The 25,107-nt window shown below is 47.4% G+C and carries 20 protein-coding genes; all 20 read left to right on the top strand.

Going from position 1 to position 25,107, the window contains the following annotated elements; translation table 11 throughout:
• Positions 1-60: 60 nt before the first annotated feature.
• The 20 genes from yfmF to mutL all read left to right on the top strand — a co-directional run bounded on the left by yfmF (position 61) and on the right by mutL (position 24,826).
• Positions 61-1,338, top strand: coding sequence for an EF-P 5-aminopentanol modification-associated protein YfmF (yfmF, locus tag DT065_RS02970; RefSeq protein ID WP_114370741.1), 1,278 nt, complete (start codon positions 61-63; stop codon positions 1,336-1,338).
• Positions 1,339-2,628 (top strand): EF-P 5-aminopentanol modification-associated protein YfmH, encoded by a 1,290-nt coding sequence (gene yfmH / locus DT065_RS02965; protein WP_114370739.1) that lies wholly within the window; start codon positions 1,339-1,341, stop codon positions 2,626-2,628.
• A complete protein-coding gene (gene ymfI, locus DT065_RS02960) occupies positions 2,625-3,347 on the top strand; it encodes an elongation factor P 5-aminopentanone reductase (RefSeq protein ID WP_114370737.1) in 723 nt (240 codons plus the stop codon). The genes yfmH and ymfI overlap by 4 nt, the downstream gene beginning before the upstream one ends.
• A 211-nt stretch (positions 3,348-3,558) precedes the next feature.
• A complete protein-coding gene (locus DT065_RS02955; RefSeq protein ID WP_114370735.1) occupies positions 3,559-3,807 on the top strand; it encodes a DUF3243 domain-containing protein in 249 nt (82 codons plus the stop codon).
• 308 nt (positions 3,808-4,115) lie between these two features.
• On the top strand, positions 4,116-4,889 hold the full coding sequence (locus DT065_RS02950; protein WP_114370733.1) for a DUF3388 domain-containing protein: 774 nt from the start codon (positions 4,116-4,118) through the stop codon (positions 4,887-4,889).
• A gap of 17 nt (positions 4,890-4,906) precedes the next feature.
• The gene (locus tag DT065_RS02945; RefSeq protein ID WP_114370731.1) at positions 4,907-5,827 is read left to right on the top strand and encodes a helix-turn-helix domain-containing protein; all 921 of its coding nucleotides are present in this window, start codon (positions 4,907-4,909) and stop codon (positions 5,825-5,827) included.
• A 251-nt stretch (positions 5,828-6,078) separates the two neighbouring features.
• On the top strand, positions 6,079-6,657 hold the full coding sequence (gene pgsA / locus DT065_RS02940; protein WP_114370730.1) for a CDP-diacylglycerol--glycerol-3-phosphate 3-phosphatidyltransferase: 579 nt from the start codon (positions 6,079-6,081) through the stop codon (positions 6,655-6,657).
• Between the two features lie 22 nt (positions 6,658-6,679).
• Positions 6,680-7,918 carry a competence/damage-inducible protein A gene (locus DT065_RS02935; RefSeq protein WP_114370728.1) on the top strand — a complete coding sequence of 413 codons (1,239 nt, stop codon included), beginning with the start codon at positions 6,680-6,682 and terminating at the stop codon, positions 7,916-7,918.
• A gap of 85 nt (positions 7,919-8,003) precedes the next feature.
• Positions 8,004-9,617: a DEAD/DEAH box helicase gene (locus DT065_RS02930; RefSeq protein WP_114370726.1), complete on the top strand. Its 1,614-nt coding sequence runs from the start codon at positions 8,004-8,006 to the stop codon at positions 9,615-9,617.
• A 187-nt stretch (positions 9,618-9,804) separates the two neighbouring features.
• Positions 9,805-10,842 carry a recombinase RecA gene (gene recA, locus DT065_RS02925; RefSeq protein ID WP_114370724.1) on the top strand — a complete coding sequence of 346 codons (1,038 nt, stop codon included), beginning with the start codon at positions 9,805-9,807 and terminating at the stop codon, positions 10,840-10,842.
• A 596-nt stretch (positions 10,843-11,438) separates the two neighbouring features.
• Positions 11,439-13,010: a ribonuclease Y gene (rny, locus tag DT065_RS02920; RefSeq protein WP_114370722.1), complete on the top strand. Its 1,572-nt coding sequence runs from the start codon at positions 11,439-11,441 to the stop codon at positions 13,008-13,010.
• 185 nt (positions 13,011-13,195) lie between these two features.
• Positions 13,196-13,990, top strand: coding sequence for a TIGR00282 family metallophosphoesterase (locus tag DT065_RS02915; protein WP_114376030.1), 795 nt, complete (start codon positions 13,196-13,198; stop codon positions 13,988-13,990).
• 84 nt (positions 13,991-14,074) lie between these two features.
• The gene (locus tag DT065_RS02910) at positions 14,075-14,335 is read left to right on the top strand and encodes a stage V sporulation protein S (protein ID WP_114370720.1); all 261 of its coding nucleotides are present in this window, start codon (positions 14,075-14,077) and stop codon (positions 14,333-14,335) included.
• A gap of 158 nt (positions 14,336-14,493) precedes the next feature.
• On the top strand, positions 14,494-16,182 hold the full coding sequence (locus tag DT065_RS02905; RefSeq protein WP_114370719.1) for an ABC-ATPase domain-containing protein: 1,689 nt from the start codon (positions 14,494-14,496) through the stop codon (positions 16,180-16,182).
• Positions 16,183-16,259: 77 nt separating this feature from the next.
• The gene (miaB, locus tag DT065_RS02900) at positions 16,260-17,834 is read left to right on the top strand and encodes a tRNA (N6-isopentenyl adenosine(37)-C2)-methylthiotransferase MiaB (RefSeq protein ID WP_114370717.1); all 1,575 of its coding nucleotides are present in this window, start codon (positions 16,260-16,262) and stop codon (positions 17,832-17,834) included.
• The gene (locus DT065_RS02895; protein WP_114370715.1) at positions 17,831-18,229 is read left to right on the top strand and encodes a YlbF/YmcA family competence regulator; all 399 of its coding nucleotides are present in this window, start codon (positions 17,831-17,833) and stop codon (positions 18,227-18,229) included. The genes miaB and DT065_RS02895 overlap by 4 nt, the downstream gene beginning before the upstream one ends.
• A 291-nt stretch (positions 18,230-18,520) precedes the next feature.
• Positions 18,521-19,000: a Dps family protein gene (locus DT065_RS02890; RefSeq protein WP_114370713.1), complete on the top strand. Its 480-nt coding sequence runs from the start codon at positions 18,521-18,523 to the stop codon at positions 18,998-19,000.
• A 121-nt stretch (positions 19,001-19,121) separates the two neighbouring features.
• Entirely contained in the window at positions 19,122-19,766 is a 645-nt protein-coding gene (cotE, locus tag DT065_RS02885) for an outer spore coat protein CotE (protein ID WP_114370711.1), read from the top strand.
• 401 nt (positions 19,767-20,167) lie between these two features.
• Positions 20,168-22,753, top strand: a complete 2,586-nt coding sequence (gene mutS / locus DT065_RS02880; RefSeq protein WP_114370709.1) for a DNA mismatch repair protein MutS — start codon at positions 20,168-20,170, stop codon at positions 22,751-22,753.
• A gap of 192 nt (positions 22,754-22,945) precedes the next feature.
• Positions 22,946-24,826, top strand: coding sequence for a DNA mismatch repair endonuclease MutL (gene mutL, locus DT065_RS02875; protein ID WP_114370707.1), 1,881 nt, complete (start codon positions 22,946-22,948; stop codon positions 24,824-24,826).
• Positions 24,827-25,107: the final 281 nt, after the last annotated feature.

Below are 25,107 nucleotides of genomic sequence, written 5' to 3'. Positions count from 1 at the left end.
GCTTTGCCTTGGTTGGGCATACCGAGTTTTTCCGCTTAATGCAAAAGAAAAGGTGATAGAATGGCAGAAGAAGAACAATTCAACGCCGGCGGACTTCGCGTTCACTGGCAACCGAGCGACACATTCAAAACGACGACGATCGTGCTACACGTAAAGGCCCCTTTGGAAGCGGAGACGGCAGCTTCTCGCTCCCTTCTCGCGCAAGTGTTGCAAGCAGGTACCGAAGAACTCCCAAGTAGAAGAAAAATCCGCTATTTTCTTGATGACTTGTATGGTGCAACCTTTTATGCGGATGTAGGAAAAAAAGGGGAAAACCATGTGCTGACTTTTGTCATGGAAGTGGCAAGTGAAAAGTATTTACAAAACGAATCCCCCCTTTTGCCGAAAGCGTTGGCGTTTTTGTTGTCGGTCATTCAAAAGCCCAATCGTTCGGAAAAAGGCTTCCCTGAAACCATCATTCAGGAAGAGAAGCAAGTGCTCATGCAACGGATTCGAAACATTGTCGATGAAAAAACACGCTATGCGAATATTCGTATGCTGGAAGAAATGTGTGCGGAGGAACCCTTTGGGGTCCACCCTTTCGGTACCGCTGAAGAATTAGAAGCCCTTACCAATCAGGAGCTCCAAGAGACTTTTGAGCGTATGATTCGAAACGATCAATTTGATTTGTTTGTTACAGGCCCGGGCACGAAAGAAGAAATCACGGACGCCATTCATTCCGCGGGTGAGAACGTTGGCTCGGGGAAAACCGTTGCTTCAACGGCAACGATGCATGACGCGCCGGCTCAGGTAAACGAGGTTGTGGAAAAACAATCCATCCAACAGGCGAAATTACACCTCGGTTTTCGAGTGCCTTACACGGTCGGCTCCCGCGAATACACGGGTGTTCTCGTGACAAATGGTATCCTTGGCGCTTATCCCCACTCGAAATTATTCGTGAACGTTCGGGAAAAAGAAAGCCTCGCCTATTATGCGGCTTCCCGTTATGAACCTTATAAAGGGATTGTCTTTGCCATGGCCGGTATTGCCCCCGACCAATACGAAAAGGCCGCCCGGATCATGCAAGAACAGTTGGAGGCAATGAAGCGCGGCGATATAACCGAGGAAGAGCTGACGACGACGAAGCAAATGCTTAAAAATCAAATCTTGGAACAAGTGGACAGTGCCCGCGGCGCAATTGAAATGAACTATCAAAATGTGCTTAGCGGAGCAAACAGAACAGTGGACGATCGCCTTCGGGAAATCGAGGCAGTAGATATGGACACCGTCATTTCCATTGCCAAAGCGATTCAACTGGACACGGTTTACTTGTTGACCGCCGAGGAGGGAACAGCTTAAATGGAGAAACAGCATTACGAGCAGATCGATGAAACGATCTATATGGAGAGATTGAGCAATGGGCTAAACGTGTACGTTCTGCCAAAAGCCGACCATAACAAGACGTTTTCTATTTTCACCACGGACTACGGCTCCATCGATCAAACGTTTACCCCTATAAACAGTGATCAGATGTTGCAAGTTCCTGACGGCATCGCTCATTTTCTTGAACATAAACTTTTTGAGGAGGAAGATGGGAGCGACGCGTTTGATATGTTCAGTAAGCGTGGTGCCCAAACAAATGCCTTCACCAGTTTCACGAGAACGGCTTATTTATTTTCTGGCACGAGTGAAGTAGAAGCAAATGTAGAAACGCTGTTGGATTTTGTACAATCCCCGTATTTTACCGAGGAAACGGTGGAGAATGAAAAGGGGATCATCGGCCAGGAAATAAACATGTATAACGACGACGCCGACTGGCGGTTATTTTTTGGACTGATCAGTGCGCTTTACAAAAATAATCCGGTGCGTATTGACATTGCTGGGACCGTCCAATCCATCGATGACATTACAAAGGATATGTTATATACGTGCTATCAAACGTTTTACCATCCTTCCAATATGGTTTTGTTTGTGGTCGGCCCGGTGGATCCCGAGGAAACGATTCAGCTCGTGAAAGCCAATCAGGAGCAGAAATCATTCCCGGAAGCCGATACGCTCGCGCGCACGTATGGTGCTGAGCCACAAGAAAGTTTTGAGCGAGAAAAAAAGATTGAAATGAACGTGCAAACACCGAAATGTTTGCTTGGGTATAAAGAACCCAATGAGCAATACCCACTGCCCGGGCTTGCGTATGAATTAGGGGTGCAACTGCTCTTGGACGTGATGTTTGGGCTTGGGTCGAGCACCTATGAAAAATTATATAAAGAAGGCGTCATTGACAATAGTTTTTCCGCTGATTTTACGATGGAGCGGTCGTTTGGGTTTTCCGCCATTGGGGGTGACACGAAAGATCCCGACCGGCTCGTTTCTTTGTTGAATGAAACGGTGGACGCTTATCAACAACAGGGATTAGGGGAAGAGGAAGTGCGGCTCGCCAAAAAACGGAAAATCGGGACGTTCCTGAAACAACTGAACAGCCCTGAGTTCATTGCGACGCAGTTCACCCGCTATGAAATGAACGGGGATACGCTTTTTGAGGTCGTGCCGACGCTTGAAAAAATGACCATCGGTGACTTGGAAAACATTTTGAATCGACATTTCCGTCCCGAAAGAAGTTCGGTCGTGAAAGTGGAAGGCGACGGGTCATGAGGACGACCTTAATTACGGGGAGCAGCGGAGACATTGGCGCTGCCATTGCCAAAGCGCTTGCTGCCCCCGGGCAACAGCTGTATCTGCATTACCATCAAGGGGAAGCAGAGGCAGAGAAGGTGCGCGCTCACTGTGAAAAACAGGGGGCAAAAGCTGCTTTAATTGGTGCGAATCTGCAAGCAACAGAGGATCTGGACGCCCTTTTCGCAAGTGTTCATGGGCCGGTTGACCATCTTGTTTTCGCCAACGGCCAATCCTACTACGGGCTATTTACAGATATGGGAGACGAGGAACTGGTTGATTTAGTTACGCTGAATGTAACCGCTCCGATGCGTATCGTTAAACACTTTCTCCCTCCTATGATTAGCCAAAAATACGGCAGAATCGTCGCCCTTTCTTCCATATGGGGAGATGTGGGAGCAGCATGTGAAGTAGCCTATTCCGCGGCAAAGGGAGGACTGAATCAATTCGTTCGCGCCCTCGCCAAAGAAGTTGCGCCGTCTAACATTACTGTTAACGGAGTGGCGCCGGGAGTGGTGGATACGAAAATGATGGATGCCTTCAGCAGCGAAGAAAAAACGGAATTGAAAGGTGCTATCCCTGCTGGACGCTTCGGAACCGTAGAAGAAGTGGCGGGCGCTTGTTCGTATTTGCTCGGTCCGGAAGCAGGTTATATTAATGGACATGTGCTTTCCGTGAACGGCGCTTGGGGCGGGTAGTGTAGGATTGCAGACCAATTTTCTTCCCAGTGATTTTCCCGATCATCGGTGAAGGGGAAGACAAGAAGATGGGAACGTTTGGTTTTTGCAAAGTTGTGCCACTCATTTTGAGTTGTGCCTTGCTTCTCTTAGAATCGGTGTATATTTTCTGATTCTTGAAGTCAAACTATGAACGTAAAACGAAGTTTGACTGATAAGGAGGGAACGATCCATGTCCGTATTAGACAATTGGGAACAGTGGAAGTCGTTTTTGGGAGACAGCTTGCACAATGCCGAAGGAGATGGCATGACAAATGATGCGATTTCCGATGTAGCTTTCCAAGTTGGCGATTATTTAGCGAACAACGTAGACCCGAAAAACGAACAAGAACGAGTTTTGTCTGATCTGTGGCACGTAGCTGATGAACAAGAGCAACATGCGATCGCAAATGTAATGGTGAAGTTGGTACAGGAAAAATAAAGGTACATGGTACACCCCGAAGCATCCTCGGCGCGGCTTTCTGTGTCTGAGGATGCTTATTCTTATGATGGTCGATTGAACGTATAGCTAGTTTAGCTATGCTAGTTGTAGGCCGCTATGTTCGTGACGCTTTTTTGAACCTAACACGGGGGCCTCCACCATCATCGTTCTTTTTCCGTTCATTCACAAAAAGAACGTCCTAGCCCTGTTCAAATGCTAAAAAATAACGTAAAATGGCAACAAGTGCAATGCCATCGACAACGTTAAACAAACATATATAAAATAGGCAATGACGAAGGAGGAACGGGATGGAAAAGAAAGAGTGGTATTTTGAATATCAGATTCGTCAGAACCGTCCCGGCTTAATGGGGGACATCTCTTCGTTACTTGGAATGTTATCGATTAATATCGTGTCGATTAACGGAATTGAAAATGATCGTCGCGGCATGTTGATTCGCAGTGCCAGCGATGATCATGTGACGCGCCTGCGCGACATATTGCAAACCATGGATGCAATTTCACTTAAAAAGTTTCGGATTCCCAGGCTTCGAGACCGGTTGGCTGTGATGCATGGCCGTTATATTGAAAGAGACGTGGGAGACAAAAAAACCTATCGATTTGTTCGTGATGAACTCGGATTGTTGGTTGACTTTTTGGCGGAACTGTTTAAAGAGAAGCGCCATTATCTCGTAGGTGTGCGTGGGATGCCGAGAGTAGGGAAGACAGAATCAATCGTAGCCGCGAGCGTTTCTGCGAATAAACACTGGTCTTTCATATCGTCTACAATGTTAAGGCAAACAATTAGAAGCACGCTTCCCGAAGATGAATTCGGGGAGGACCTCGTCTATATCATTGACGGGATCGTTACGACCATGCGTGCGCCGGAAAAGCACCGTACCCTCGTTGATGAGATTATGGCCTTATCTTCCGTAAAGGTGGTGGAGCATCCGGATATTTTCGTGCGTGAAACGGCATATACATTAAAAGATTTTGATTGTATCATTGAGCTGCGAAATAATGAAAATGAGGAAATCACGTATGAAATGGTGGAATCGGGTTTTTCCTCTTTTGATATTAGCTAAGTTGGTAGGTGTTTAGCATGGCTGAATTAGGGCAATTTCTACAAGAAAAGCGTGAAGAAAAAGGGTGGGGGCTTGATGAAGTCCAAACACGGACGAAAATCCAAAAGCGCTATTTACTGGCTATAGAAGAAGGGCGATATGACGATTTGCCCGGCACTTTCTATGCACGGGCATTTATCAAAAGTTATGCAGAAGCACTGGAGCTCGAACCGGAAGAAGTGTTTGCGGATTTTGAACATGATCTGCCGAAACCGAGAAAGGAGTCGGTGGAGCTTCCTTCCAGAACAGCAGAACGTTCGAAAACAAAACGTTCGTCCCAAGAAGGGGAAAAAAAGAACAGTGTCCTTCCTTCTATCCTGGTTGTTTTTTTCCTCGTCTCGATCGTCGCGGTTATATGGTTCTCCAACATTGACGGCGGCGATGGCAACCTCGCTTCCAATGAGGAAGAAGAAAACGGGGATCTAGATATCGTGAATGAAACGAGCGACGAGGAAGAAGAGACACAAGAGACGAACGGCAACGACGAAAATGAGAACGATGGTGGGGATAATGAAGAAAACGAAGAAAACGGCAATAACGGAGAAAGCGAAAATGGACAACTTACCTTTGAGGAAACGACAGAGGGGTATAATTCCATCTATACGTTAGACAGCGATACAGTGGAAATAACACTTGAGTTTGATGAAGAAGCAGATAGTTATGTCGATTTTCGTGAAGAACCGGATGATGACACTTCAATCGTAGAGACGGCGGAGTCCCCTTCGGAGGCCTCAGAACAAGACTATGATTTTAGTGAACATGACTCGATTACCATAAATGCCGGCTACACACCCGCCCTTACGATTTATGTGAACGGCGAAGAGTTGGAATATGAAATAGACCCTTCTGAAAGGGATTTTCAGCGTATTACCATCGAAAAAGAGGACGAACCCTTGTAGGAGCCCCCCACTTCTTGCCTTTGCCCTCGCCCTCGATGACGCCTGCTATTCCAAAGGTCAGATCTCGAATACCAGAGGTCGGAATGCAGACAACAGAAATCAGAAGTCAGAGGTCAGATCAAGGTAGATCGAAGAAGCGAAGGGGTTTTAGGAAATGACCCCCCTCTGACATTCCGGCATCCGACGTTGGCATTTTCCTTTGTTATAATTTTTGTTAAAATAAAGAGTGTTCCTGGAGGAGGACCCGTTACGTGAACCTGCCAAACCAGATTACGACTATCCGTATCGGATTCATCCCGATATTTATGCTGATTTTTCTTTTCCCCTTCCAATGGGGAGACCCTTTAGATATCTTCGGGACGGAAGTGCCTGTGAACCACGCGATTGCCGGAATTATTTTTGCCGTTGCAGCGGGAACGGATTGGCTCGACGGCTATCTTGCGCGCAGCCGTAACCTCGTCAGCAATTTCGGGAAATTTTTAGACCCGTTAGCGGATAAATTGCTCGTAACAGCAGCGTTGTTATCCCTTATAGAGGTTAGTATTTTGCCGGCGTGGATTGCTGTGGTCATTCTTAGCCGCGAGTTTGCCGTAACCGGGATGAGACTTGTGGCCGCTGCCGAAGGCAAGGTCATCGCGGCCAGCTCCCTCGGCAAAGGAAAGACGCTTTTTCAAATGCTTGCGATGTTTTTCCTTATGGTGCACAATGCACCTTTTGATGCCCTCGGATTGCCATTCGCGATGATGTTGATGTGGGTTGCCCTCATTTTAACGGTAATTTCCGGCATCGATTACTTTATGAAAAATAAACATGTGTTCAATGACGCTTAGATGACTGGAAGGAGATCCATCCATGAACGCGGAAATCATTGCCGTAGGCACCGAACTACTTCTTGGACAAATAGCGAACACGAACGGACAGTACCTTTCAAAGCAACTCATGGGCCATGGCGTGAATATATATAAACATACGGTCGTTGGAGATAATTTGCCTCGTATTCGACAAGCGATTCGGATTGCCGCAAAAGAGAATGACATCGTTATTCTTACCGGCGGCCTTGGACCTACAGAGGATGATGTAACAAGAAACGCACTGGCAGAGGAATACGGCCTCAACCTCGTCTATGACCAACAGGCGCTCGATAAGGTGGAAGCTTTTTTTCAATCGAGAAATCAAGCCGTAAGTGATGCAAACCGTCGTCAGGCCCTTCATACGGATGGAGCCCACGTGTTTCAAAACAGCGCGGGCTTGGCTTGCGGTATGGTTTATAAGCATGAAGATGCGTGGTTTTTTCTGTTGCCGGGTCCGCCACACGAGTTGGAAACGATGGTTGAAGAAGAAGTCAGTCCTTTTCTGGATGCCATGAATGAATCGCGTGATTTTTTGTTGTCGCGGGTGCTTAAGTTTTACGGCATTGGCGAGTCGGCATTGGAAGCCCGTGTCCATGACTTAATCACACAGCAAACGAACCCGACGATTGCACCGCTCGCGGGTCAAGATGAAGTTACGTTACGTTTAACGGTGAAGAAGACCGACCGCGGCGAAGCCATAAAAAAGCTTGATGAGTTGGAAAGCGCGGTCTGGGAACGATGCGGATCTTTTTTATATGGATATGATGACGACACGCTCTTTTCAAGAGCGCTTGATTATTTACGCTCGAAAGGATGGACGCTGGCCGTTGCCGAAAGTTTAAGCGGAGGATTGCTCGGGGCATCGTTCACCGATGTTCCCGGAGCGTCTGACGTTTATGCCGGCGGTGCGATGACGTATAGCAATGAGGCAAAAGAAAAGCAACTCCATGTGAAGGCAACGACCCTTCAAAAACATGGCGCTGTAAGTGAAGCATGTGCCAAAGAGATGGCAGAAGGTGTGAGAAAAGCGTTCGGGACAGACACAGGGGTCTCGTTAACAGGTGTTGCCGGTCCGGATCCTCAGGAAGGCCATTCACCGGGAACGGTCTTTATCGGCATTAGCTACCCGGATAAAACCGAGGTTTTTAAACGACATATACGAGGGGACCGGCCATCGATACGACGCAGGGCGGTAAAAGAAGCTTGTGCCTGCATGCTGGAGGTGGGAGGTGAGAGGTGAGAGGGGGAAGTGGGATAACCCATTACAACCCGTATCCTGCTGCGGCGTCGGGATCCTTAACTGATTGAAGAAGGTGATGAAGAATATGAATGTATTTGAAAGTGAACATATTAAACCGGAAGTGAAAAAAGCCATTAAGGAGATAGGCTTTGAAGAGCCTTCTCCGATTCAGGAGCAAGCGATACCAAAAGCACTGGATGACAAAGATGTGATTGGGCAAGCGCAAACGGGGACCGGAAAGACGGCAGCCTTCGGGATTCCTCTGCTTACAAAACTGAACGCCACCTCACACGTTCAGGCGCTCGTTTTAACGCCAACCCGAGAACTTGCCATCCAAGTGGCCGGGGAATTACAAAAGCTTTCTACGCACTTGCATGTCACAACGCTGCCTGTCTATGGCGGGCAATCGATCGGCCACCAGATCAAAGCGCTTAAACGTGGGGTGCAAGTCGTTATCGGGACCCCCGGGCGCGTGAAAGATCATTTGAGGAGAAAAACGTTAAAGCTTGATCAAGTGCAGACGCTTGTCTTGGATGAAGCGGATGAAATGCTTGACATGGGCTTTATCGAAGATATTGAATCGATTCTGAAACAAACGAATGAGGACCGGCAAACGATGCTGTTTTCAGCCACGATGCCCGATCCGATTCGCAAACTTTCCCGTCGCTACATGAAACAACCTGAAACTGTGTCCATCAGCAAAGGCGATGTCACAGCCCCCTCGATTGAACAGCTTTATTTTAAAGTGCTTGAAAAGAATAAACTTGAATCGCTTTGCCGGGTCATCGACCGCTACAATCCGGCACTCGCGATTGTTTTTTGCCGCACGAAAAAAGGCGTTGCAGAATTATCGGAATCCTTGCAGGCACGGGGGTATTTCGCCGACGGCCTCCACGGTGATTTGAACCAATCACAGCGGGATGCGGTCATGAAAAGGTTTCGAGAAAGCACGATTGAGTATCTTGTCGCGACGGATGTTGCTGCTCGCGGATTGGATGTCCAAAACGTAACGCACGTAATAAACTATGATATCCCGCAAGATCCGGAATCCTATGTCCATCGTATCGGGCGAACCGGGCGTGCCGGCAAGAGTGGCCAAGCGCTTACGCTTGTCACTCCGCGGGAAATGAAGCATTTACGTTCGATTGAAAAAGAAATAAAGATGTCCTTGCCAACACGAGATATCCCGACTTTGGAAGAAGTGGTAGAGAAACAGCAGGACTCGTGGCGACAGCAAATCACAGGCGTCATTGAACATAGCGAAGAGACGTCGATCTTTGATGAATTAACCTTGGAACTGCTTGAGCAGTATCAACCACGGGAAATCATTGATGCGCTGTTGAAAATGAACTATCAAACAGAAAATAACATCTCCGAAGAAGGGTATTATTTTGGAGATACCGGCGCGGCAAAAGGCATGGTCCGTTTCTTTATGAACGTGGGCCGCAATGTGAGCCTAACTCCGAAAATACTCGTTGATGAAATAGCTGATGCTGTCGGGATTTCAAAAAAATCGATCGGTCGCATCGATCTTTTCGAAAAATTTACGTTCGTGGAAGTCCCGGAAGATGTGGCTCCTTTTGTTTATGAAGGATTGCGCCACTCCCGTTTAAACGGTGCGCGCGTGAACCTGGAGCCGGCAAAACCAAAACCGAAACGCCGTGAGCGTCGACCATCAAACCCATCGGTCTCTAGCTAAAGACAAACGGGCTCCTCCACGGAGGGGCCTTTCTCATTTAAATTTTTAAGAATAAATGTTCGTATGATGCTTGGCAAATGATGAAAAACAAGGTATGATAAATAAAGGGGAAACGATCGGTGCCTGTCTTATGCCTGTCGAAAAATAATGAAATGATCATTTTATATGTATAAAGGAGTATATTGCCATGAGTGAAAGAAAAGCAGCACTTGATCAAGCCTTGCGAAGCATAGAAAAACAATTCGGAAAAGGTTCCGTCATGAAGTTGGGAGACGAAACGGAAAAACGCGTGTCCACGGTTTCAAGCGGAACGTTAGCGCTTGATATCGCGCTTGGCGTAGGCGGATACCCGCGGGGACGGGTCGTTGAAATATACGGGCCGGAGTCTTCCGGAAAGACAACCGTTGCTTTGCACGCCATTGCGGAAGCACAGCGGGAAGGCGGACAAGCGGCGTTTATTGATGCGGAGCACGCACTCGACCCGGTTTATGCCCGCGCCCTTGGTGTTGATACCGACGAACTCCTGCTTTCCCAACCGGACACGGGGGAGCAGGGATTGGAAATTGCGGAGGCACTCGTTCGCAGCGGGGCTGTTGATATTATTGTGGTGGATTCCGTGGCGGCCCTCGTACCAAAAGCGGAAATCGAAGGGGACATGGGCGATGCCCATGTCGGTTTACAGGCTCGCCTCATGTCCCAGGCATTAAGGAAGCTGTCGGGGGCCATCAGCAAGTCAAACGCGATCGCGGTATTTATCAATCAAATACGTGAGAAAGTAGGCGTCATGTTCGGTAGCCCCGAGACGACGCCCGGGGGACGGGCGTTGAAGTTCTATTCCTCGGTACGATTGGAAGTGCGAAGGGCTGAAGCGCTGAAACAAGGAAACGAGATGGTCGGGAACAAGACACGCTTAAAGATTGTGAAAAATAAAGTGGCTCCTCCGTTTCGTCAAGCAGAGGTCGATATCATGTACGGGGAGGGCATCTCTCGGGAAGGTTCACTGCTGGACCTCGCCACAGACTTGGAAATTGTGCAAAAAAGCGGCGCTTGGTATGCATATGACGGCGACAGGCTTGGCCAAGGCCGTGAAAATGCAAAACAATATTTACAAGAGCACCCCTCCGTATCGACGGAAATAGAATCGCGCATTCGTGATCACCATGAACTTCCGAATAACCAACGCCAGGAAAAAAAGGAAGAAACAGAAGATTCATCGGAATCCTGATGGAAAAGCCGGCTGCTTAAGCCGGCTTTTTTTGTGCTCGGTTGGATAGGGTTGGGACGGTTGACATATGAACAAGGGCAAGTATACAATTAAATATGAATGTTGGGGGAACGGTGAGAATCGAGCAATTGATTCGCCGTTTACAAAAGGTTTTTCTCTGGTTGTAATGCATCATATTTTAACCATTCGTTTGAAACAACGGAACACAGGATGAGGAAAAAGTTTTAAAGCATTGTTGTATGTTCGAACAAACGTGCATATGCATGTGCACAAAAGAGCAGGAAACAGGCTCCGAACCAACTTATTACCGGTTCGAAAGCGCCGGTGAAGGCGACAGTTTTATCATAGGCCGTGTTCAAGAAACTATGTAGATCGACCATCGTTTCCATAGAGGGAAACACCCTTTATTCATCATTGGGCGCGAACAGAATACCGCCCATGATCCCCGCACGTTTTGAACAACAGAACGAAAGGCGTCAACACCAATGAATGATCGTAGGCACCCGCCTGCCTGCATTCTCCGTTTTTCGTTAGGCAAAGCCCGCAACGTTTTCGATGTAAATGTACAATGAAATAGCAAAGGAGGTGTAGGCGAGATGAACGGCACGCTCATCTTGATCATCTCCATTTTGCTTATTGTCGTTGCTGTTTTAAGCGGGTTTGTAGGTTATGTCATCCGTAGAAAAATTGCCGAAGCAAAGATTACGAGCGCGGAATATTCGGCACAAAAGATGATGGAAGAAGCGGAACGCAATGCGGACAACAGCAGGAAAGAGTCGTTGTTGGAAGCCAAAGACGAAGCGTATCGCTTGCGTTCCGAAGCCGAAGACGATATTCGCGAACGGAGAACCGAGATTCAAAATCAGGAAAACCGGCTCCAGCAAAAAGAAGATTCGCTTGATCGTAAAAGTGAAACGTTGGACCAAAAAGAATTATCATTGGAAAACCGGGAAAAAGCACTCGCTGAGAAACAAGAAGAGACAGAAACGATGAATAGCAAAGTGGAACAACTGATAGCCGAACAACAAGAAGAACTGGAACGCATCTCAGGACTCCCGAAAGAGGAGGCCCGTCAGATTGTACGGAGTGAAACGGAACGAGAACTCGAACATGAAACAGCCGTTATGATTAAAGGGCATACGGATAAAGTAAAAGAAGAATCGGATAAAAAGGCGAAAGATATTCTCTCTCTAGCCCTGCAAAGATGTGCAGCGGATCATGTGGCGGAAACAACGGTATCCGTTGTCCATTTGCCAAATGATGAAATGAAAGGACGAATCATCGGGCGTGAAGGCAGAAATATTCGCGCGTTGGAGACGTTAACCGGGATTGATTTAATCATAGACGATACGCCTGAGGCAGTCATTTTATCCGGATTCGATCCGATTCGAAGAGAAATTGCGCGTACGGCTTTGGAGCGCCTCGTTGAAGATGGACGGATTCATCCCGCCCGCATTGAAGAAACCGTGGATAAAGCACGACGTGAAGTCGATGAACGGATACGCGAATACGGGGAAGAAACAACGTTTGAAATGGGCATTCATCATTTGCATCCTGATCTTCTCAAAATTTTGGGCCGTCTGCGATTTAGAACAAGCTACGGGCAAAATGTCTTGAACCATTCAACAGAAGTCGCGTATTTAACAGGATTAATGGCGGCGGAACTCGGAGAAGATGTGCAACTTGCCCGACGGGCCGGATTGCTTCATGATATCGGAAAAGCGATTGACCATGAAGTCGACGGCAGCCATGTTGAAATCGGCGTTGAGTTAACGAAAAAGTATAATGAAAACGAGGTCGTTGTGAACAGTGTTGCCTCTCATCACGGGGATGTCGAAGCAACCTCGGTAATTGCCACACTCGTCGCCGCTGCAGATGCGTTGTCTGCCGCGCGACCGGGGGCAAGACGGGAAACGCTTGAAACGTATATTCGCCGTTTGGAAAAACTAGAGGAGATTGCAGAATCATTTGATGGTGTTGAAAAGACGTATGCCATACAAGCGGGTCGCGAAGTCCGTATTATGGTAAAACCAGACTTGATCGACGATGTGTTAGCCCACCGGCTGGCACGAGACATTACGAAACGAGTGGAAAACGAACTTGACTACCCGGGACACATACGAATAACCGTTATTCGTGAAACGAGGGCAGTTAATTATGCAAAATAAGGCAGCACATTTGTGCTGCTTTATTATTTTTTGCAGATATAAACATACGAAAATGGAAAGAACTTTTTGATTTGATGTAATCAAGGCCCGTTTGTATGAAAGCCATACGTTTAACCCGCCATATAAAATGGGTATAAGTGAGGATAGAACTGTCTTTTCATAACTAGAAAGTAGGTCTTATGCGCATGCGACTATTATTTGTCGGAGATGTTGTCGGTCGCCCCGGACGAAATATGCTGGAAGCCCGATTGCCAAAACTTAGGCAGAAATACAAACCTCAAGTGACGATCGTGAATGGGGAAAATGCCGCGAGCGGGAAAGGGATTACCGAAAAAATTTATAAAAATATTTTAGGGTTTGGTGCTCAAGTTGTTACGCTCGGCAATCATACGTGGGCAAGGAATGAAATTTTTTCATTTATTAACGACGAGACCAATATTATCCGCCCGCTAAATTATCCTCCGGGTGCCCCGGGGAGAGGACAAACCTCCCTGAATGTGAATGGATTGGAACTCGTGGTGATCAATGCCATGGGACGGACGTTTATGGAAGCGATTGATTGTCCGTTTCAGGCGTTGGACAAAGCGGTGGAGGAAGCAAAAAAACGGACGCCGTTCGTATTTGTAGATTTTCACGGGGAGGCTACCAGTGAAAAGCAGGCCATGGGTTGGTTTTTGGATGGGCGTGCCAGCGCTGTTATCGGCACCCATACCCACGTTCAAACAGCGGATGAAAGAATATTGCCGGGCGGGACCGCTTTTTTAACCGATGTCGGCATGACCGGTCCATACGATGGCATTCTCGGCGTTGATAGGGATGTGGTGTTGAAAAAATTCCAAACATCGTTGCCGGCAAAATTTGAGGTTGCGAAAGGGAGGAGTCAACTCAACGCCGCATTTATGGAATTCGATGATAAAACAGGAAAAGCACGAAAAATTGAAAGAATCCTGATCAACGATGACCACCCATTCGACGTGTAGACAAAGGACTAAGGCATAGAGAACAATCCAAAGAATATAGTAAGGGATAAAAGGGACCATTCCACAACTATAGGAGGGCTAATCATGGAAGTATTAAAAGTATCAGCCAAATCCACCCCGAATTCTGTCGCCGGTGCCCTCGCGGGCGTGATCCGCGAGAGAGGGGCAGCGGAAATTCAAGCCATTGGAGCAGGCGCTTTAAATCAATCCGTTAAGGCAGTTGCCATCGCGAGAGGTTTTGTAGCACCCAGTGGAATTGACCTGGTTTGTATCCCGGCGTTTACGGATATTGAAATTGACGGTGAGGAACGAACAGCTATTAAGCTCATTATCGAACCACGATAATGAAAGAAAAAACTCAGCGTATCCCATGCGCTGAGTTTTTCAAAGCCAATGGCCTTCCGGAGGCCGGAATGGACATGCCGAAATGTAGTCGAAGTTTCCTTAAATACATATTTTCACGGACTTTTTCAACAACCACCAGAAGTTGGAGGGAATGAGAGATGAAACAATTACAGCAAACATTACAACGCATCGATGGAAAAGGGTACAAAGCATATAATGATATTCGCGGGACGTTTACGTTCCCTTCGTTTCGCTTGCATATGGACCATATCCAGGCAGATCCATATGCCGGTCCCTCGCGCGCAAGGGTGGAGATCACCCATCGGCAATTACAGATGGATGAGGAGCTATATGAAAGCGGGCATCGCAACGTAGCGTTCACAGACTATGTGGCTCGCTCGGTCGGGAAGGCCATCCGCAAACAAAAGGTGGAAAAAAGTATTTTTATCGATCGTCCCGGTCAAGAAATCTTGGAGCGAACAGCGGTCGTTTGCGATAAAGAAAAAGTGGAGGTTCGTTTGTCCATCCATTTGCCCGCACGCGGAAGAACGATCATGGGCGTGCAGGCGACGCAACTTTTAACCGAAGACCTTCCGGGTGTCATTGAACAAGCTCTTTTTCATATGGACAGGCACGGCCTTAAGCAGCACGTGGCGCTCAGCGATGACCAATACGCCTTGCGTGCCTATGTGAAAGAACGTGACGCCCTCGCGTTTGTCGCTGACGGCTCGATCCTGCCAAGGGCAAGCGGTGTAGAAAATCGCCCCCTTGATCCCGAGCGGGCCATCTCTTTTGAAAGCTCGGAGACGATGGCGACAACCGTTTCGCTGCCTCACTTCGGGGATATACGCGGCATGCTTATTCCAAAAGGCGTTCATGTCATCGTCGGCGGTGGGTACCACGGCAAAAGCACATTGCTTGAGGCATTGGAACGCGGCATTTACAATCATATCGAAGGAGACGGACGAGCTTATATCGTCACAGACACGAGCGCTTGTAAAATACGTGCCGAAGATGGGCGAGGGGTCACAAATGTAAACATTTCGCCTTTTATCGATGATCTTCCGAATAAAAAAAGTACGGATCGTTTTCAAACCGACAACGCGAGCGGCAGCACCTCGCAGGCGACGAACATTATCGAATCGCTGGAGGCTGGGAGTCGTCTGTTGCTCATCGATGAGGATACGAGCGCGACAAACTTCATGATCCGCGATTATCGCATGCAGCAACTCGTTTCTCCGGATAAAGAACCAATCACCCCGTTTATCGATCGGGTAAGAGACTTATATGAGGAAGAAGGCGTCTCCACCATTATCGTCGTTGGCGGCACCGGCGATTACTTTGATGTTGCCGATACGGTGACGATGATGGATGCATACCGGTCGTTTGACGTCACATGCAAAGCGAAAGCCATTGCAGAAAAAGCCCGCAGTGAGCGGATCACTCATGAATCGGCACCTTTCTCGGTGAAAAGCACGCGCTATCCGTTGACCAAAAGTTTTGATGCTCGACGCGGAAAGAAAGAAAAAGTCGATGCCCGTGGAAAGCATACAATACTTTACGGGAGGGAGACAATTGATCTCTCCGCAGTCGAACAATGCATCGATCCCAGCCAGACGAGGGCAATCGCGCGAACGCTTCACTACTTGGCGAAAAAATACGTTAATGGAAATCATACGCTCGGAGAACTTCTTGATATATATGAACGAGAAACTGCTTCCGGACTGGACGAATTGTCCCCGTTTAAAGGCAAACATCCCGGCGATTTGGCACGGCCCCGTCGTTTTGAAATCGCGGCTGCCATCAATCGTTTGCGAACATTATCGATGCAACGTGAACATTCATAGAAGATGGTTGTCTTCCGGCAAAGGAAGCTTTATAATTTGATGAGGAACGGATTGATGAAAGGGGGCTCCCCTCGCTTATGAACGAGGAACAACACCGTCCGGCAAATAAAACGAAAGACTACAGCAAGTATTTTGATTTCTCCAATGCAACCATTGAGGTCAATGAAGACGGCCAGGAAATCATGAAGATTGGCGGTCGTCGCATTAAAATAAATGAACAGCCAAACTATCGAAAAGGGCAGCGGCGACGCCGCAAAGACGTGGAATTTTATTATGACTTTAAAATTCCCGAAGATATGCAAAGCATCGGAAGCGGAAAAAAATACTATATTCGTACGTATGGTTGCCAAATGAACGTGCATGATACGGAAAATATGTCCGGAATTCTCGAGGAACTCGGATTTACGTCTACGGATACGACCGATGATGCCGACGTCATTTTGCTAAATACATGTGCCATCCGTGAAAACGCCGAGAATAAAGTGTTCGGCGAAGTTGGCAATTTAAAGAACCTCAAAAAAGAACGACCGGAGGTCGTCCTCGGCCTTTGTGGTTGCATGTCCCAGGAAGAAAGTGTCGTTAACCGGATTCTACAGAAACACCAACATGTGGACCTCGTTTTCGGCACGCATAACATTCACCGTTTGCCGCATTTGCTGAAGGATGCGATCCATGGCAAGGAAATGGTCGTGGAAGTTTGGTCCAAAGAAGGCGATGTCGTGGAAAACATGCCCAGACGCCGGCAAGGAAAGGTTCAGGCATGGGTGAACATCATGTACGGCTGCGACAAATTTTGTACCTACTGCATCGTGCCTTACACCCGCGGCAAAGAACGAAGCCGGCGCCCGGAAGATATTATCCATGAAGTACGGGGGCTTGCCAGGGAAGGTTATAAAGAAATTACATTGCTAGGCCAGAATGTGAACGCGTATGGAAAAGATTTGGACGATGATTTCAGACTTGGCGACTTAATGGATGAAATCCGTAAAATCGATATCCCGCGTGTTCGTTTTACAACGAGTCACCCTCGTGACTTTGATGACCATCTCATTGAAGTGTTGGCAAAAGGCGATAACCTTCTCGAACATATTCATTTGCCTGTTCAACACGGAAACAGTGACATATTGAAGTTGATGGGGCGGAAATACACGAGAGAAGAGTACGTGGAATTGGCGCGCAAAATCAAAGCTACCATGCCGCACGCCACGTTTACGACTGACATTATTGTCGGCTTTCCGAACGAAACGGAAGAACAATTTCAGGATACCCTTTCTCTTGTGAAAGAAATCGGGTATGATAGCGCGTTTACGTATATTTATTCGCCGCGTGACGGTACGCCTGCGGCACGCATGGAAGACAATGTTCCTCATGAAGTTAAACGCGAACGGTTGCAAAGGTTGAACTCACTCGTGAACGAACTATCGGCACAAAGCAATCAAGAACTGCAAGACGAAACCGTCGAAGTACTTCTTGAAGGAGAAAGCAAGAAGGATCCCGAGATCCTTGCCGGGCGCACACGTACGAATAAGCTCGTCAACGTTCGTGCACCGAAAACTTCCATCGGAAACCTTGTGGACGTAAAGATTACCGATGTGAAGACGTGGTCGTTAAATGGGGAAATGGTAGCAAATAGCGAGGTGCAAAACGTATGACACAGCATTTGTATAAAAAAGATGAAATTTTGGCGAAAGCCAAGGAATTGGCTGACATGATGGTAGACACCGAAGAGGTCGACTTTTTTAGAAAAGCGGAAAAGACGATTAACCAAAACGAAAAAATCCAAAAACGGATCAATGATATTAAGGATAAACAAAAAGAGCTTGTAAACTTGAAACATTACGGAAAAGCCGAAGGGGTTCGCCAAAAGGAAGCGGAGATCAACGCACTGCACGCCGAGGTGGATGAAATTCCGATTGTTAAAGAGTTCAAACAAAGCCAAAATGACGTGAACGAAATGTTGCAACTCGTATCTACGACGATTTCAAATGAAGTCACCAACGAGATCAATCAGCGAACAGATGCAGATGAAGCGTCTCCGTTAAAGTAAATAGCAAGGATGCCGCCGACAGTTGTCATGCATGGAATGCCCATGCATGACAATTTTTATTGGGTCAAACAAACACCGTTGAAAAAGCGACCGAGCGGGGCCCTTCTGACAAGAATGAATGAACGAAACAGCATGGACGCAAAATTTGAGGCATAATTTACGTGACAAACGGGAATGTAATAAATAGAAATGGTTTTATCAATAATGGTTGTTTTTTAATAATGATTATAATATAATAGATATTGTAATCAAAAACAACTGAAAAAATGAAGAACCGAGGAGGCAATAACGATGGCCAAACGACAAGCAACTGAAATTAAAGGGCAAGCCGGACGAGTATTGGAACAGGATTTGAATCGGGAACTTTCGAATATGCAAGTGTTATACGTAAAACTGCACAATTACCACTGGTTTGTGAAGGGGACTCATTTCTTCTCGCTTCATGAAAAATTTGAGGAACTGTATAACAATACGAAGACCTACATCGATGACTACGCGGAGCAAATGTTGGCGATTCAGGTTAAACCATTGGCAACGATGAAAGAATATCTCGCCAATGCAACCATTGAAGAAGCTTCCGGCACCGAAGAAGAAGAGGAAATGGTGGAAACGTTGGCCGCCGACTTGCAAGCCGTAAGCAATCAATTGTTGGAAATGGTGGACGGACTTGAAGAGCAAAACGCGTTATCCCTCGCCGATGCGGTGCAAGATATTGCACGCGATTACCAAAAAGAGGGCTGGATGTTACGTTCCTATCTGGGAAGAGATTAAAGGATTTTTAAACCTGCCTCAAGCGGCAGGTTTTTTTTATCATGAACAAAAAATATGTTCATACATATGAAGAAGAGGCATGCAAACGCCGGAAGCCGAATATTAAGGGAGGGACCGTCACTTGAATAAAAAAAAGGAACATTATCGCGAAATCATCACAAAGGCGGTTTGCGGAAAAGGAAAAAAATTTTCAAAGACGACTCATATTATCAAACCGGCCCATCGCCCGTCAAGTATTCTCGGTTGTTGGGTCATTAACCACAAGTACGATGCAAAACGAAAGGGGGACAGCGTAGAGATTACCGGTGATTACGATATTAATGTATGGTATTCCTATGAAAATAACACAAAAACAGACGTAGCAAGTGAAAAAGTATCGTATAAGGAACATGTACCGTTAACAATGCGCTCCGATGAAGTGATGACGGATGAATTTGATGTCATTGCGCGGGCGACAAAGCAACCAAATACAATCGAAGCTTCCATTTCCAAGAAGGATAAAGAAGTCAATGTGGAAGTGGAACGGGAATTTGCAGCAGAGCTCGTCGGGGAAACGAAAATTTCTATTCTCGTTCATCCGGACAAAGAAGACGATTATTATCACGATGTCAAATGGGAGGATCAAGTGTCCGACCAGGAATTGAAAGATGACATTCAACCCGATTTTTTGGGGAGACGGCCCGGCGATTTTGAGTTAATGCACGATCGGGACCCACACGGAGGGAAAGATAGAAAAGAAGAAGTCCATGGCGAGAAAAAAGACTAGATGAAAAAACGAGTGAAGGGGCCCGCCCCGTCACTCGTTTTTTAGGTTTTAGGCAGAGATGAAATTGCTGTCGCTCAGCCTGCGCGTCCACCGATTAAAGCGGTTCAGCCTGGCGGCAGAACGGTTAAAAGGGAAGCGCCATCGTTTTGGCGACAAAAAAAGAGCTAGTCAATATTAGCCGTCACTTATTGGTGGCCCTAGTACAGAGTGGTCGAATTATCCGGTCACACCCAAGGGCAACATCGAAAAAGCATGAGCGCTCCCTCGTTTGGCTGTATAAATGCCTTTTAGGGACATTTTTCGCTGTTCGCCCTCGTTTTACGACGTTTCTTTTTTACTTCGAGTGTATGCACTCCCTGTGCTATAATTTGAGTTAGTAGTTTAATAGTGGAGGAATAGTCGTGTCAAAAATTACACCGATGATGCAGCAATACCATGAAATAAAAAATCAATATCCGGACGCTTTTTTATTTTTTCGCTTGGGAGATTTCTATGAACTGTTTTATGACGATGCCGAGTTGGCGGCAAGGGAGCTGGAAATCACCCTGACACGCAGAGGAAAAGGGGAAGACGCGGCTCCCATGTGCGGCGTCCCGTATCATTCAGCTGAAAATTATATCGCTCGTTTAATCGATAAAGGATATAAAATAGCCGTATGTGAACAAGTGGAAGATCCGCAAATGGCTAAAGGGGTTGTGAAGCGTGAGGTGATACGTGTCGTTACGCCGGGCACAATCATGGAAGAACGGGCGGTAACGGCGGATGCCAATCATTATATCGCGGCCTTGTCCGGCAAAGATCATGAAAGGTTGGCTTATGTACGCACGGATTTAACGACAGGGGAAACTCACGGCGGCACCGTCGGTTCCGAAGTGTCCGATCTTGAAAAAGTGCTATTGGTTGATGGGTTAAAAGAAGTAATTTTTCCGCGCGAGGAACTTCCGGCCGAATGGGAAAAGTGGGTAAAAACGGCCCCCTTTACGATTTCTTATGAAGAAAATGAGGACATGCCCGATGCCTATCAACATTTATACAATGGATCCGATCCATCTGTTTGCGCTGCTTTCGGGCGGATGCTCCATTATCTGGCCCGGACACAAAAACGTTCCCTTGCCCACTTGCAAGCCTTGGACACGATTGAAGCCCAGGAATTTTTACAAATGGATGTACATACCCGTCGAAACCTGGAGCTCACCGCTTCATTAAGAGAACGAAAAAAGAAAGGCTCCTTGTATGAATTGCTCGACGATACAAAGACGGCGATGGGAAGCCGTTTGCTGCATCGTTTTTTGGAACGTCCGTTAGCGAGCAAAATGGAAGTGGAACGACGACAGACGCTCGTTCATCAACTGGTGGACGATATGCTCACCCGCGCACAATTGCAGGATCAGCTGCGTAATGTTTATGACTTGGAACGTTTGGCGGGCCGTGTTGCGTACGGAAATGTCAACGCTCGTGAGCTCGTGCAATTACGAACGTCGCTGCAACAAGTTCCGGAAATCGTAGACTTGTTGCCTGCGCTTGGAGAGGAAGGTTTGCGCCTGACTAAAGATGTAGATGTGTGTAAAGCTCTACGCACACGGCTGGAATCGGCACTTGTGGATGATCCGCCGATCGTGATCCGTGAAGGGGGCATGATTCGGCGCGGCTTCCACGAAGAACTTGATGAATACCGGGAAGCCAGTGAAAACGGCAAGACGTGGCTCTCCAATCTTGAACACCAAGAGCGGGAAGCGACGGGAATTAAAACGTTAAAAGTGGGTTTTAACCGTGTTTTCGGCTATTATATTGAAATCTCCAAAGCGCAACTTCCGTATGCGCCCGATCATTTTGAACGAAAACAGACGCTGACAAACGCAGAGCGCTTTGTTACTCCAGAATTAAAGGAAATGGAAAATCGGATTTTGGAAGCGGAAGAAAGAATGGAACAGCTGGAATTCGATCTTTTTAAAAGGCTTCGGGAGGAGACGAATAAGTACATTCCTCACCTGCAACAGCTTGCGCGAATGATTGCTTATGTCGATTGTTTGCAAAGTTTCGCACAGGTCAGTGAAGAAAGGCGTTTCACACGCCCTCGCTTTTCCGAAGCGCGCACGATGTCAATGATAAACAGCCGTCACCCTGTCGTTGAAACGACGTTGGAAAGAGGGGCGTACGTCGCGAATGACGTCCAAATGAATGAACGGCGGGAGCAGTTACTCATTACCGGCCCGAACATGGCGGGGAAAAGTACGTACATGAGGCAGGTGGCGGTCATTGCCGTCATGGCACAGATCGGTTGTTTTGTGCCTGCCGACGAGGCAACTTTGCCGCTGTTTGATAAAATTTTTACGCGCATCGGTGCGGCCGATGATCTCGTCAGCGGCCAAAGCACCTTCATGGTGGAAATGCTTGAAACCGAACATGCCTTGAAAGAAGCGACGTCGGACAGCCTCCTCCTCCTTGATGAAATCGGGAGAGGCACCTCTACGTATGACGGCATGGCACTCGCCCGCTCGATCGTGGAATATATTCACGAGCATATCGGGGCAAAAACGTTATTTTCTACCCATTATCATGAACTAACCGTCTTGGAAGAGGAGCTCGAAACGTTATGGAACGTTCACGTGCGTGCGGAGGAAGAAGCGGGAGAAGTGATCTTTTTGCACAAAGTGGAGGAAGGGCGTGCCGATAAAAGTTACGGCATTCACGTCGCCCAATTGGCCCACCTTCCCGATCGAGTCATCGAACGTGCGCGTACCCTGCTGGACGAATATGAAGGCGAGCAGCTTTCGCAAATAAAGGAAAGCAACCTTCATGAACAGGTGCCTTTGTTTACGTATGAGGAAGAAAAAAAACCGGTTCAGCCCGTTAATGAAAAAGAAGACGAGTATCAAGCAGAAAATGTATCCGAACAAATCCGCGACATGGATATCTTGAACATCACGCCGTTGGAAGCAATGACAGCTATTAGCCAATGGCAAAAACAACTGCGCTCAAAAACGTAATGGTTGAATGCATTCACACCAATAGGAACGGGGCAAGCTGAGCGCCAAGGGTCGTCATGAAGCCCGAACCGGGGCGATACGAATGCGTAGCGTCGCCATAAAACGACTGATGAAGCCCGAAACTTGAAGAAGTGAGCCGATCCAGTCGCCATCGAAGAATTACAGCACATCATTTTACGGGAGGGGACATAGATGAGTGCTATTGTTACGCTAGAAGAAACGCTTTCCAATAAAATCGCTGCCGGAGAAGTCGTTGAGCGCCCGGCATCCGTCGTGAAGGAGCTTGTGGAGAATGCATTGGACGCCGGCAGCACCCGTATCGATATTGAATTGCAAGAGGGCGGCCTCTCCCGCATCCACGTTCTGGATAACGGCAGTGGCATTGCCCCCGAAGAGGCAGAGCTAGCTTTTTTGCGACACGCTACGAGCAAAATTAAAAATGAAGACGACCTGCATCACATTCAAACGCTTGGCTTTCGCGGGGAGGCGCTTCCGAGCATCGCTTCCGTCTCGAAGTTAACGTTGGAAACCGCCCAATATCAGGCTGCAGGCATTCACCTGCGTTATCAGGGAGGGCGGTTGATTGCCCGCTCGAAAAGCAAGGCGCGTCAAGGCACCTCTGTCCTCGTTGAAGAACTTTTCTTCAATACACCAGCACGCCTTAAGTATATGAAAACCGTTAATACAGAGCTTGGAAATGCTACCGATATCGTGAATCGAGTAGCATTGGCGCGTCCGGATGTGTCGTTTCGCTTGATTCACAACGAACGGCAGGTGCTGTTCACAAACGGGAATGAGGATCGACGCGCGGTTTTGTATGCCATTTATGGAAAACAAGTAGCAAAAAATATGCTAACGGCGTCCAGGGACTCCCAGGATTTTGAGATTTCCGGTTTTGTGGCAAAACCGGAAATCAATCGCGCGAGCCGCCATTATATGAGTGTTTTTATTAACGGACGCTACATTAAACATTTTCCCTTGTTGAAAGCGATTGAAAAAGCGTGCCACACGTTGCTCCCCATTCATCGTTATCCAATCGTCGCCATTGCGATTACGATGAACTCGGCACTGGTGGATGTCAATGTGCATCCATCCAAATGGGACGTGCGGATCAGTAAAGAAGAAACGTTGCTCCTGGAAGTCACTGAAATGATCCGGGAACGTTTGCAGCAAGAGACGCTTATCCCGGAACACACAGAGCGTGTTGTCCATCGACCTGATAAACCCCGGGAAGAAGTAAGGGAACTTCCGCTTACTTTTGCCAACGAGCAACACCAATATGCACCAACATCCACCAGCGTAATCAAGGGGGATGACGAACAAAATAAAGAGGGAACGGCCCCATACTTGAGGGAAAATCGTCCGTCTACGGAAAGAAACGAGCTTCATCCATCCCAGCATGCAGATACGGCTACACCCTCTAATCATGAAGATGAGCGCGATGATGTGGATCAAGTTCCCAGGCAGAAAAATGCGGAAACGACATCGCAACGGCTCCCGGTTTTGTATCCCATCGGCCAGTTGCATGGCACGTATATTCTGGCGCAAAATGACGAAGGGCTTTATTTGATTGATCAGCACGCCGCCCAAGAACGGATCCACTACGAATATTACCGAAGTAAACTTGGTGACCCGGGTCAAATGAGTCAGTCGTTGCTCGTTCCTTTTACGATGACGTTTACCCCTCAGGAAGCAGCTCGCGTAGAAGAGCTGGATTCCGCGCTCAAGGAAATGGGGGTTCATATGGAACCCTTCGGTGTGCACACGTACCGTGTCCGCGCCCACCCCATTTGGATCCCGAAAGGGGTGGAAGAGGAGACGATCCGGGAACTGATCGCTCAATTGCTCTCCTTAAAAAAACCGGATATTTCCGATTTACGTGAAGAAGCGGCCGCATTAACTTCTTGTAAGGCAGCCATTAAGGCCAACAGGCACTTGCGTTCCGATGAAATGGTTGCATTGCTTGAAGAAATGCGCGCATGCGAGGATCCGTTTACTTGTCCGCACGGGCGCCCGGTATATGTTCACATTACGCGATATGAGCTTGAAAAAATGTTTAAACGGGTCATGTGAAAAGATTCAACACATCGTCACAGGTACCCAGCGTTGTCCCTTCCGCTGTTTGTTAAAATGATTATAAAAGGGAGATAAAGGAGAGAAATCAATTGACAGGAATGGACCTTGTCGCAATCATCGGCGTTTCATTTATCGCTGTTGCAGCAGCAGTAATCATGACTTTTGTACTTTTTAAGATGGCGACATCTGATAAAAATTAGTGATGAATCATAAGGTGTGCCTCGCGGCACACCTTATTTTCATTTTTGAGGAATCATTATTGAGCGTGGGGACGAATA

Source organism: Salicibibacter kimchii (assembly GCF_003336365.1).
Lineage (GTDB): Bacteria > Bacillota > Bacilli > Bacillales > Marinococcaceae > Salicibibacter > Salicibibacter kimchii.
This window is presented reverse-complemented; position numbering and strand designations above follow the sequence as displayed.

Coding starts and splice junctions, on each gene's coding strand:
- yfmF (WP_114370741.1), top strand. CDS start 61: ATGGCAGAAGAAGAACAATTCAACGCCGGCGGACTTCGCGTTCACTGG.
- yfmH (WP_114370739.1), top strand. CDS start 1,339: ATGGAGAAACAGCATTACGAGCAGATCGATGAAACGATCTATATGGAG.
- ymfI (WP_114370737.1), top strand. CDS start 2,625: ATGAGGACGACCTTAATTACGGGGAGCAGCGGAGACATTGGCGCTGCC.
- DT065_RS02955 (WP_114370735.1), top strand. CDS start 3,559: ATGTCCGTATTAGACAATTGGGAACAGTGGAAGTCGTTTTTGGGAGAC.
- DT065_RS02950 (WP_114370733.1), top strand. CDS start 4,116: ATGGAAAAGAAAGAGTGGTATTTTGAATATCAGATTCGTCAGAACCGT.
- DT065_RS02945 (WP_114370731.1), top strand. CDS start 4,907: ATGGCTGAATTAGGGCAATTTCTACAAGAAAAGCGTGAAGAAAAAGGG.
- DT065_RS02935 (WP_114370728.1), top strand. CDS start 6,680: ATGAACGCGGAAATCATTGCCGTAGGCACCGAACTACTTCTTGGACAA.
- DT065_RS02930 (WP_114370726.1), top strand. CDS start 8,004: ATGAATGTATTTGAAAGTGAACATATTAAACCGGAAGTGAAAAAAGCC.
- recA (WP_114370724.1), top strand. CDS start 9,805: ATGAGTGAAAGAAAAGCAGCACTTGATCAAGCCTTGCGAAGCATAGAA.
- rny (WP_114370722.1), top strand. CDS start 11,439: ATGAACGGCACGCTCATCTTGATCATCTCCATTTTGCTTATTGTCGTT.
- DT065_RS02915 (WP_114376030.1), top strand. CDS start 13,196: ATGCGACTATTATTTGTCGGAGATGTTGTCGGTCGCCCCGGACGAAAT.
- DT065_RS02910 (WP_114370720.1), top strand. CDS start 14,075: ATGGAAGTATTAAAAGTATCAGCCAAATCCACCCCGAATTCTGTCGCC.
- DT065_RS02905 (WP_114370719.1), top strand. CDS start 14,494: ATGAAACAATTACAGCAAACATTACAACGCATCGATGGAAAAGGGTAC.
- miaB (WP_114370717.1), top strand. CDS start 16,260: ATGAACGAGGAACAACACCGTCCGGCAAATAAAACGAAAGACTACAGC.
- DT065_RS02895 (WP_114370715.1), top strand. CDS start 17,831: ATGACACAGCATTTGTATAAAAAAGATGAAATTTTGGCGAAAGCCAAG.
- DT065_RS02890 (WP_114370713.1), top strand. CDS start 18,521: ATGGCCAAACGACAAGCAACTGAAATTAAAGGGCAAGCCGGACGAGTA.
- mutL (WP_114370707.1), top strand. CDS start 22,946: ATGAGTGCTATTGTTACGCTAGAAGAAACGCTTTCCAATAAAATCGCT.